The organism is Edaphocola aurantiacus (assembly GCF_019797745.1).
In the GTDB taxonomy this organism is placed as follows: domain Bacteria; phylum Bacteroidota; class Bacteroidia; order Chitinophagales; family Chitinophagaceae; genus Edaphocola; species Edaphocola aurantiacus.
On sequence record NZ_VOSI01000004.1, the window covers coordinates 200,749 to 211,317 of the forward strand.

At 44.2% G+C, this 10,569-nt stretch carries 9 protein-coding genes; 6 read left to right on the plus strand and 3 right to left on the minus strand.

Going from position 1 to position 10,569, the window contains the following annotated elements; translation table 11 throughout:
* Positions 1 to 3 precede the first annotated feature (3 nt).
* From fabF to FTD44_RS12805, 4 genes are all read left to right on the plus strand, one after another.
* On the plus strand, positions 4 to 1,263 hold the full coding sequence (gene fabF / locus FTD44_RS12790; RefSeq protein WP_222166811.1) for a beta-ketoacyl-ACP synthase II: 1,260 nt from the start codon (positions 4 to 6) through the stop codon (positions 1,261 to 1,263).
* 12 nt (positions 1,264 to 1,275) lie between these two features.
* Positions 1,276 to 1,998 carry a ribonuclease III gene (gene rnc, locus FTD44_RS12795; RefSeq protein WP_246625434.1) on the plus strand — a complete coding sequence of 241 codons (723 nt, stop codon included), beginning with the start codon at positions 1,276 to 1,278 and terminating at the stop codon, positions 1,996 to 1,998.
* 71 nt (positions 1,999 to 2,069) lie between these two features.
* Positions 2,070 to 2,993 (plus strand): beta-ketoacyl synthase chain length factor, encoded by a 924-nt coding sequence (locus FTD44_RS12800; RefSeq protein ID WP_222166812.1) that lies wholly within the window; start codon positions 2,070 to 2,072, stop codon positions 2,991 to 2,993.
* 93 nt (positions 2,994 to 3,086) lie between these two features.
* Positions 3,087 to 4,400 (plus strand): phenylacetate--CoA ligase family protein, encoded by a 1,314-nt coding sequence (locus FTD44_RS12805; RefSeq protein ID WP_222166813.1) that lies wholly within the window; start codon positions 3,087 to 3,089, stop codon positions 4,398 to 4,400.
* A gap of 80 nt (positions 4,401 to 4,480) precedes the next feature.
* Here the strand turns inward: FTD44_RS12805 and glmS are convergent, their stop codons facing one another.
* Genes glmS through FTD44_RS12820 form a run of 3 tightly spaced genes read right to left on the minus strand, consistent with a single transcriptional unit; the run spans position 4,481 to position 8,595 of the window.
* Entirely contained in the window at positions 4,481 to 6,319 is a 1,839-nt protein-coding gene (gene glmS, locus FTD44_RS12810; protein ID WP_222166814.1) for a glutamine--fructose-6-phosphate transaminase (isomerizing), read from the minus strand.
* A gap of 12 nt (positions 6,320 to 6,331) precedes the next feature.
* Entirely contained in the window at positions 6,332 to 7,753 is a 1,422-nt protein-coding gene (locus FTD44_RS12815; RefSeq protein ID WP_394369741.1) for a DUF4270 family protein, read from the minus strand.
* Between the two features lie 26 nt (positions 7,754 to 7,779).
* Positions 7,780 to 8,595, minus strand: coding sequence for a glycogen/starch synthase (locus tag FTD44_RS12820; protein ID WP_222166816.1), 816 nt, complete (start codon positions 8,593 to 8,595; stop codon positions 7,780 to 7,782).
* A 235-nt stretch (positions 8,596 to 8,830) separates the two neighbouring features.
* Between FTD44_RS12820 and panC the strand changes: the two genes are divergently transcribed.
* On the plus strand, positions 8,831 to 9,679 hold the full coding sequence (panC, locus tag FTD44_RS12825; protein WP_222166817.1) for a pantoate--beta-alanine ligase: 849 nt from the start codon (positions 8,831 to 8,833) through the stop codon (positions 9,677 to 9,679).
* 5 nt (positions 9,680 to 9,684) lie between these two features.
* On the plus strand, positions 9,685 to 10,470 hold the full coding sequence (locus FTD44_RS12830; protein ID WP_222166818.1) for a 3-hydroxybutyrate dehydrogenase: 786 nt from the start codon (positions 9,685 to 9,687) through the stop codon (positions 10,468 to 10,470).
* Positions 10,471 to 10,569: the final 99 nt, after the last annotated feature.

Consider the following 10,569-nt stretch of genomic DNA (forward strand, 5'->3'; position numbering starts at 1 on the left):
TTAATGAATTATCCGTTAAAACGAGTAGTAGTAACGGGCCTCGGCGCCCTGACCCCAATTGGCAATAATGTAACCGAATACTGGAACGCATTGGTTAATGGAGTATCGGGCGCTGATTTCATTAAACAGTTTGATGCCGAAAAATTCAAAACTAAATTTGCCTGCGAACTGAAAGACTTTAATCCTGAGCAATTCATGGATCGTAAGGAAGCCCGCAAACTGGACCGTTTCTCTCAGATCGCTATGGTAGCGGCAGAGCAGGCGGTTAAAGATGCAGGCCTGGATGCAGACACAATTAACAAAGACAGAGTAGGCGTTATCTGGACATCCGGTATCGGTGGTATGATCACCTTTATCGAAGAGATGACCAATTTTAATTCAGGAGACGGAACTCCCCGTTTCAATCCTTTCTTTATTCCCAAACTGATTCTGGATATTGCCGCCGGGCATATCTCTATGAAGTATGGTTTCCGCGGACCTAACTATGCTACTGTTAGTGCCTGCGCTTCTTCTACCAATGCACTTATCGACGCGTTTAACTATATCCGTTTAGGTAAGGCTAATGCATTTGTAGTAGGTGGTTCTGAAGCTGTGGTAACCCAATCCGGCATCGGAGGGTTCAATGCAATGAAAGCCCTTTCTGAAAGAAATGATGATCCTAAAACAGCCAGCCGTCCATTTGATCTGAACCGTGATGGTTTTGTACTGGGCGAAGGTGGTGCAGGTATCATTCTTGAAGAGCTGGAACATGCCAAAGCAAGAGGAGCCAACATCATTTGTGAAATGGTAGGAGGCGGTATGTCTGCCGATGCTTACCACCTGACTGCACCTCATCCGGAAGGATTAGGCGTAATCAATGTAATGAATGAAGTGCTGAATGACGCAAACCTGAAACCGGAAGACATCGATTACATCAATGTACACGGAACTTCAACTCCATTAGGAGACATCGCTGAGCTGACCGCAATCAAAAAAGTATTCGGTGAGCATACCTATAAGCTGAATATCAGCTCTACCAAATCTATGACGGGTCACCTGTTAGGTGCTGCCGGCGCGATTGAGGCAGTAGCAACGATTCTGGCTATGGTAAATGGCGTTGTACCTCCAACCATCAATCACTCGACTGCAGACCCTGCTATCGATCCGAACATTAATCTTACCCTGAACAAGGCTCAGAAAAGAGAGATCCGTGCTGCGGTAAGTAATACATTCGGTTTCGGCGGGCATAATGCATCTGTAGTGTTCAAAAAATTCGAAGAATAGAACCCTTTACTATTGGCCATAGGAACGCATATTTTCAGGAACTCGTCAAGTGATGACAAAGAGTTGAAAAAAGCACTGAAAAATCTTCTGGGCTTTGCTCCTAAACATTTGCCCTTTTACATCATTGCCTTCACACACCGCTCATCCAATGAGCAGCTGGAAGCCAATAACGAAAGGCTGGAATTTCTTGGAGATGCTTTTATCGGCAGTATTGTAGGCGCTTATCTGTTTAAAAAATACCCTAACAAGGACGAAGGCTTCCTTACCGAAATGCGTTCAAAAATTGTTAGCCGTCAGTCTCTTAATGAGATTGCACTGAAGATGGGTATACAAAAGCTGATCCGCTTCAATAAGCACGATAAAATGCTGCGCCGGAGCAATATATTCGGAAACTCTCTGGAGGCCCTTGTAGGTGCCATATACCTCGATCGGGGTTTCGATAAAACGGAGCAATTCATTCTCAAAAACTTACTCTACAATTACGTCGATATTGACGATCTTGAAGCCACTGATTTCAACTTTAAAAACAAGTTGTATAACTGGGCACAGGTCAACAATAAAGTAGTCGATTTTATTACCCTCGGCGAGTCCAATGAAGCCGGAAGAAGGGTATTTACCGTAGGAATCGAAATTGACGGCGAACTCTTTATTAAAGCGACCGGCTACAACAAAAAACAAGCCGGACAGACTGCTGCGCAAAAGGCCCTGGAACAATTGGGTGAGGTAGTAGAATAAGCTGAAATCTTTACTTATATTTGCTGGCCATACCTGCGTATTGCAGGTGTTTTTCAAAGATTTATGACCTTATGATGTATATACACAGTATATGCAGTATCAATGCCTTGGGCATGATTGATACCCATAGCCCGCTTCCTGATCTGGATAACTGTCCTCCAAGCCTTGACGCTCAGGAACCTGCTTATGCACAATGGATCCCGCCGATGCAACTGCGCCGTATGAGTAAAGGACTGCGCATGGGGCTGACTGCTGCCAAGTCAGCGATCAATGATGCAGGTGTTACCGCTGCAGATCTTTCTGCGATTACGGTAGGTACTGCATATGGTATGCTTAAGGATTCAGAATCATTCCTGGGCAATATGGTGCGTCAGAATGAGTCGATGCTGAACCCGACGGCCTTTATTCAAAGCACACACAATACCATTGCCGGAGCGATAGCCTTATCGATTCAGTGTAATGTACATAACATGACCTTCGTACATAAAGCACAATCTTTCGAGAGCGCTTTACTGGATGCAGAATTAAAGCTTTTACAGTATCCGCAACAGAAGATAGTGATTGGTGGCGTTGACGAGAAAAATGATACACTGGAGTGGCTTTTGAAAGGCCTGCGCAAAGATATCCAGGTAGGAGAGGGTGCCTCGTTTATGGTAGCGGGTAACACACCGGATAAATCAATTGCAGCATTAAAAGCATATACACAATTTAAGACCAATAATAAATCTGTTGCTGCTGAAAAGGTACAGGCTATTATACAGCAGTATGCCCATCAGCCCTTCTTATTAGTGAAGAACTATTCAGAGGCAATCACGCTAGAACATACTCCTGAACAAGTGGATGTACATGAAGTGATCGGATATAATCCTACCGGTTCCTCAATGGCGCTGATCCTGGGCATAAAATACCTGCAGCAAATGAATATGCCGGTTATTGTGGTCAACTCCTGCAGAGCCTTCTGGTCCGTGTTTGAGCTGCTGCCGGTTACAGCGTAGTTATAGCATTATTTTAACAGCACATACAGGCTTTTTCTTGCTTATTCATTCAATCATTTGTAGCTTAGTAGAACAACTCAAACAGATTTAAAAATGAATACAGAGATAGAGACTTTGTCTCTTTCGGAGCTGCGTGCCTTACAGTCAGAGCGCTTACTTAAGCTGCTGTCCCGCCTGGAGGAAAAGTCCCCTTTTTACAGAAACAGAATGCTGGAAGCCGGCATTACTACTGCGGATATCAGGAGTATTGAAGATATCCACAAATTACCTATTACATATAAGCAGGACTTAAGAGATAACTATCCCTTCGGTTTACTTACCGTGCCCCGTTCTGAACTTACCCGCATACATTGTTCCAGTGGCACCACCGGTAAGCCTACAGTTGTGGGTTATACCCGGGCAGATCTGGATCTGTTTACCGAAGTCGTGGCGCGCTCCCTTAAGGCAGCCGGGGCCAGACCGGGCATGCTTTTACATAATGCATATGGTTACGGCATTTTCACCGGGGGGCTGGGCTTGCACTATGGTGCCGAAAAGCTGGGCATGACTGTTTTACCTATATCCGGTGGTATGACCACCAAGCAGGTCGACCTGATCATAGACTTCAAGCCGGAGGTAATCTGCTGCTCTCCATCTTATGCCTTAACGATAGCCGATGAATTTGCCCGCAGAGGTATTACGCCTCAGGAGATCAGCCTGCAATATGCCGTATTGGGATCTGAACCCTGGACTGAGATGGTGCGACAACATGTAGAATCGCGTTTAGGCGTCATAGCGACCAATATTTACGGCTTAAGCGAAATTATTGGGCCAGGGGTTGCTATGGAAGATTTTGAGGAAAAAGGAGGCAGTTATATCTGGGAAGATCATTTCTATCCCGAGATCCTCGATCCGGTTACCAAAGAGCCGGTACCACCAGGCGAAGAAGGGGTACTGGTCATCACCACACTGACCAAAGAAGGGATGCCCTTGCTGCGCTACTGGACCAACGATATCACCCGTCTGTATTATGATGATGACTCAAAGATAAATATGGTCAAAATGGCCCCCATTGCCGGCCGTACAGATGATATGCTGATTGTGCGCGGTGTAAATGTATATCCCAGCCAGATCGAAGAAGCCTTCGGACATATCAGCGGCTTACTGCCCAATTACTACCTGAAGCCTGTTGTAAAGGAGCAGATGATCGTATCCTTGGATATTGATGTCGAGCTGGATGATCATGTGCTGGAAGAATTGAAGATAGGGAAGGAAACCGTAGAACACCGGGCACTGAAAGCCGATTATGCAGAAAGAGTATCGGCCGAAATAAAGAAGAGGGTAGGGATTACCACCAATGTATGCCTGTACGACCAGGATTCATTACCCAAATGCGAAGCCGGAAAGCTTAACCGGATTATACGATAAACAATTATACAATAAGTTATACAAAGAGGAAGGCTCCTGCACATATGCAGGAGCCTTCCTCTTTGTATATTAAAATGTGATTACTCTACAGTAACAGACTTCGCCAGGTTACGCGGCTGGTCTACATTGGCACCACGCATTACTGCAATGTGGTACGATAATAATTGCAATGGTATAACCGTCAGCAATGGAGTCAGGATCTCTTCCGTTTGCGGGATTTCAATTACATAATCCGCCATCGATTTGATTTGTTTGTCGCCTTCGTTCACTACAGCGATAACAATACCTTTACGGGCTTTAACCTCCTGTACGTTAGAAACAATTTTCTCATAGGCACTTTCATTCGTAGCCAATACCACTACCGGCATTTGCTCATCAATCAGTGCGATAGGACCATGTTTCATTTCCGCGGCAGGATAACCTTCTGCATGGATATAAGAGATTTCTTTCAGTTTCAGTGCGCCTTCAAGTGCCACAGGGAAGTTATAGCCACGACCCAGATACAGGAAGTTTTGTGCATCCTTCAGCTGCTCAGCTATTACTTTGATCTGTGCATCCAGTTCCAGTGTCTTCTCAATTTTCTTAGGCAGGTTTTCCAGTTCATACAATACCTGACGCAGGTAAGAATTGGAAATAGTACCTTTCTGTTGAGCGATCTGCAAAGCCATCAGAGTCAGGATTACAACCTGTGTAGAAAATGCTTTGGTAGAAGCCACACCAATTTCCGGACCCGCATGGGTATAAGAACCGGCGTGAGATACGCGGGCGATAGAGGAACCGATTACATTACAGATACCGTAAACCAGCGCCTGACGCTCTTTTGCAACCTCGATCGCAGCCAGTGTATCTGCAGTCTCTCCTGATTGAGAGATCGCAAGGATGATATCACTTTCATTGATGATCGGGTTACGGTAACGGAATTCAGAAGCATATTCCACCTCAACCGGTACACGTGCCAGTGTTTCGATCAGGTATTCACCGATCAGACCAGAGTGCCATGAAGTACCACAAGCTGTTACAATAAATCTTTTAGCTTTATTGATGCGGTTTGCAAATTCATTTACACCTCCCAGTTTGATCCAGCCTTCAGAAGCACTCATACGGCCTCTTACAGCATCAGCGATTACACGTGGTTGTTCATAGATTTCTTTCAGCATGAAATGCTCAAATCCACCTTTCTCGATAGACTCAAGGTCCATCTGTAATTTTTGTATAAACGGAGTAATTTCGATATTACCCAGTGTCTTAATCGTGAATTTACCTGCTCTGTCTACAACCGCATATTCCTGGTCATCCAGGTATACTACGTTTTTAGTGTATTCAATAATCGGAGAAGCATCAGATGCTACAAAGAACTCCTGGTCTCCGATACCCAATACCAGCGGACTGCCTTTACGGGCTACGATCAGGCTATCTTCGTTAGTGCGATCAATAACAACAATAGCGTAAGCACCTACCACTTCGTTCAGGGCAATGCGTACAGCATCTTCTAGTGATACTTCTTCCTGTTTCTTGATTTCTTCGATCAGGTTTACCAGCACTTCCGTATCGGTATCTGATTTAAAGGTATATCCACTGTTGGTCAGTTGCTCTTTTAAAGCAGCATAGTTTTCAATAATACCGTTGTGTACTAATGCAAAGTTGCCGGAGTTAGATACGTGAGGGTGTGCATTGCGGTCATTCGGTTCTCCGTGGGTCGCCCAGCGGGTATGTCCGATACCGATTGTTCCTTCAACATCCTGTCCTTCTGCAAATTTCTGAAGGTCAGATACCTTTCCTGCTTTTTTGTACACATGCAGATCTCCGTTTAACAGTGCGACGCCGGCACTGTCATAGCCTCTGTATTCCAATCTCTGAAGACCTTTGATTAAAATAGGGTAAGCCTGTCTTTTTCCAATGTATGCTACGATTCCGCACATAGATGATGAAAGTTATTGTTGTTGTTTAGTATAAATGAGATTAAATTGAAAGTTGGTCTCTCCGCCCGCACCGATACCCGGTGCCAGTACACGGAACATACCAGGGTAGTTTTTAGACCCGCGAAGACGAATGGTTACTGCATTTTTTCCTTCAATGCGCGCATGCTGCAATGTTCTTGGAATATTGATGCGGTACTGAGTATATTCTATACCCGCGATTGTTCTTTTCTGAGCATATGGATTCACAAATAAAGAACCACTGCTATTCGTATTACCGTTATTATCTACCACCTCGTATAGCGGCATTTCCTGACCGTTCTCCATTAGTACCGGTGTCAGTACATCGATCGGGGTAAAGATATTGTCCGGGCTGGCCAGGTTCACTGCAGTGAACACCATCTCCGCTTTATTGATTACCGCCAGTGGAATATTCATCAGGCCGGTAATCGTAACTTCTGTAGCAAACCCTGGCTCACTCTGAATCAGTACAGAATCAGAATTTTTATTTAGGTAATTCGCTGCAGGGTATCCGGTATAATTACGATTGTAATTCGTAAAATAACCACATACATCAGTTTTCAGCGGGAAGCTGCTCATTAAAACGGTATCAGCAGTATGGTAATAGAACTCCAGGCGTGCAGCAGCCAGGTTCTTCTGATCTCCGGAGCTTACACTCGGTATCAGGAAGTAGCTGAGCAATCCGCCGGCTTGGGTAAGGTCAGGGGTAATGTATAAGCCTTTCAGGTATTCCTGGAAAGCTGTAGTATTAAGAAAATTAGCCGTATCTGCATTTCTGATCTCCTGAGCAAAACTATTGTTCAGCTTCAGTCTCAGCTGAGCTGTAAGCGTATCTTTTGTTGCAGTGGCTATTTTGCTGCTGCTCTTATAATTGGTAAACGGAATGGTTCCTGATCCGATAGGAGTAGCTTCTGTAGGTAGTACAGAGCTGCTGTAATACGTACCGGATACCTCAACTTTGGATGTTGTACGGTATACATTCAGGTGCAGTGCTTTGGTTGTATCTCCATAGCTTTTGGCACCTGTAGTACCACTCAGGTAAGGAAATACCAGCACAGCAGAATCCATTATACTACCGCTTGGGAAAGCAAAGCCGGACTTGTAAGGAGTTACCTGCAGGTAAGCAGATGCAGTCGTACGACCGAAGAACGGATCTACATAAGTACCTAAACCGATCGCAGACACGTTGGTGCTGCCGGTCAGATAATAAGTACTGGTAATGATAGAGTCGGACAGGCGATTGTGCAACTGAATGGTAAAGTCACCGGTATTCATAGCGAATGTATGAATGTTATCCACTTCCGGTACCAGCCCAGAAGTAGGTGTTACCGAGTGTTCCCGGCATGATGCCAAAGAAAAAAAGCCTGTGCAAACAGCCAAGGCTTTTATAATGTTTTTATTGATTTTAGTAACCAAGAGATAAATACGTTTAAATTTTACTTTTAATCTACTGCCAAAGTCTGGTACACTTCAAATAAGCTGCTGATATCCTCTGACCATTCAGTGTTGTAAGGTACAACTTTTTTGCTTTTGGTCGATTTAAAATCGTTGATGATATCGTCGCTCAGTGTACTCTGACCATGAATCACTACATCTGCATATTTACAGGCACCGTAGTTGAGACCATCATAGTCATTTCCGTAAGGTTCCAGATCTTTGTCTTTAATAGGAACGCTATTCAGGACCATTTTAAACATATCCTCCGACAACTTTTCTTCAAATTGTTTCTGTTGTGCTGTAAATACCGTTTTAGACTGTGCGAAAACAGGCTCTTTTTTGTAAGCCGTTTTCAGGAACATCGGTACTAATGCGGTCATCCAGCCATGACAGTGAATAATGTCCGGAGGCCATCCGAATTTTTTTACAATCTCCAGAGAACTCTTCGCGAAGAAGATCATACGTTCTGTATTATCATTGTAGAATTGTTCATCGGCATCACGGTACACAAATTTTCTTTTGAAGAAATCTTCGTTATCCATGAAGTATACTTGCAGTCTTGCGTTAGGCAAAGAAGCTACTTTAATCAGTAAAGGATGATCTTCTTTATCTACAACAACATTGATCCCGGATAAGCGTACTACTTCATGTAAACGGTGACGGCGCTCATTTATTGTGCCAAAGCGCGGCATAATAACCCGGATCTCCATTCCCGAGTCAAAGGTCTTAACCGATAATTTGTTTAGTAATTCAGCGAAATCCGAAGATTCCAGGTATGGGGAAAGCTCACTGGTAATGATCAAAACTCTTTTCTTAGACATTCAAGCACTTTTTTAAATTACAAATATTTATAACATACAATCACCAATCGGAATCACCTTACACTATGGGATAGCGTATGTATGCACAGCGTAAAATGTTATAAATTTCATGTTTTTTTGTTTTTAACCATTTTTTATGGTAGGTTTGACGGCAAAGGTACGAATATTATATGAATTTATCCCTAATCTGAGTACCTTTTACCAATAATTTACACAGAAGTCACGTATTTTCAGAATGAAAATAGTTAAATCAAAAGCGGATCTTAAGGCAGCACTGCAATCTTACCGGTCCGGACAAGCAAAGATCGGCTTTATTCCCACTATGGGCGCCTTACATGAAGGGCATATCAGCCTGATCAAAAACGCTAAACAAAATGCTGATACTACTGTTTGCAGCATATTTGTCAACCCCACTCAGTTTAATGATCCAAAAGATTTTGAACACTATCCCGTTACGATAGAGCAGGATATTACCATGCTTACGGATGCCAGTTGTGATATACTTTTCCTGCCTTCGGTCACGGAAATGTATCCTGAAGGTATTGTCAGCCTTGAGTCTTACGATCTCGGATATGTAGAAACCGTGCTGGATGGCGCTGCACGCCCGGGACATTTCCAGGGTGTGGCCCAGGTCATGAGCCGCTTACTGGATGCCGTACAGGCCGATAACCTGTATATGGGGCAGAAAGATTACCAGCAATGCATGGTCGTAAAGCAACTCTTAAGCCTGCGTGAGGATGATACAATGATTCACTTTGTACCAACCATGCGCGAGCCGGATGGCCTGGCTATGAGTTCACGTAACCGCAGACTTACAGAAGGACAGCGGGCACTGGCGGGTTTACTCTATCAATGCCTGGTATCTGTAGAAGCGCAGAACGGAACTAAAGCATTTGACATCGTAAAGAAAGAATGCCTGGATTTGCTGGAGCATAAAGGTTTTAGGCCCGACTATGTAACACTCGCCGATGCCGATACCCTTGAGATACTGGAAGACTATAGTCCTTCCCGTAACATGATTGCGCTTATTGCGGCATTTATCGGTGACATAAGACTGATCGATAATTTACCCTTAAAAAAATAATACTCATGTCAAGCGCAACAAAAAGAACCGTACTGATTACCGGAAGTACCAGCGGTATAGGTATGGCTATTGCCAGAATGTATGCCCAGAAAGGGTATAATATTATCTTCAACGGACTGGAACCAAACGGTGCGGAAATTGCTGCAGGTATTGCTGCTGAATTCGGGATCGATCATCTGTTCTTCCCGGCTAATATGGCCGACCCGACGCAGATCAGCGACATGGCTGCTCAGAGTTTGGAGCGCTTTGGTGTGGTAGATATCCTGATCAATAATGCCGGTATACAATTCGTGTCTCCTGTTGAGGATTTTCCTGATGCAAAATGGGATGCGATTATCGACATCAATCTGAATGCTGCCTTTCATATGACCAAAGCTTTATGGCCGGCTATGAAAGCACAGAAGTTCGGTCGTATCATCAATATCGCTTCTGCACACGGTCTTATCGCGTCACCATTCAAGAGTGCTTATGTTTCTTCTAAATTCGGTATCGTCGGCTTTACCAAAACAATGGCCCTTGAAGGCGGAGAATTCGGTATTACGGCCAATGCAGTATGTCCGGGCTATGTATTCACCCCGATTGTAGAGAACCAGATTCCGGACCAGATGAAAGCCCATAACATGACCCGTGAAGAAGTGATCGAAAAAGTATTCCTGAAAGAGCATGCAGTAAAAGAATTTATCACTGTTGAGGCGATTGCCGAATCAGTATTGTTCCTGACAGAAAGCGCAGCAGCATCAGTGACAACAGGTATTGCCCTGTCGGTTGATGCCGGCTGGACAGCACACTAATAGCTTATCCATAATTGTATATAAAAAGTGTTGGGGGGGGCCGGGGCCCCCCCCCACAATTTATATAAAAAAGTTATAAATATTTTTGAGCTGTTAAAG

Excerpts from the sequence above, each read along its gene's own strand:
- fabF (WP_222166811.1), top strand. The coding sequence starts at position 4 with ATGAATTATCCGTTAAAACGAGTAGTAGTAACGGGCCTCGGCGCCCTG.
- FTD44_RS12800 (WP_222166812.1), top strand. The coding sequence starts at position 2,070 with ATGATGTATATACACAGTATATGCAGTATCAATGCCTTGGGCATGATT.
- FTD44_RS12805 (WP_222166813.1), top strand. The coding sequence starts at position 3,087 with ATGAATACAGAGATAGAGACTTTGTCTCTTTCGGAGCTGCGTGCCTTA.
- glmS (WP_222166814.1), bottom strand. The coding sequence starts at position 6,319 with ATGTGCGGAATCGTAGCATACATTGGAAAAAGACAGGCTTACCCTATT.
- FTD44_RS12820 (WP_222166816.1), bottom strand. The coding sequence starts at position 8,595 with ATGTCTAAGAAAAGAGTTTTGATCATTACCAGTGAGCTTTCCCCATAC.
- panC (WP_222166817.1), top strand. The coding sequence starts at position 8,831 with ATGAAAATAGTTAAATCAAAAGCGGATCTTAAGGCAGCACTGCAATCT.
- FTD44_RS12830 (WP_222166818.1), top strand. The coding sequence starts at position 9,685 with ATGTCAAGCGCAACAAAAAGAACCGTACTGATTACCGGAAGTACCAGC.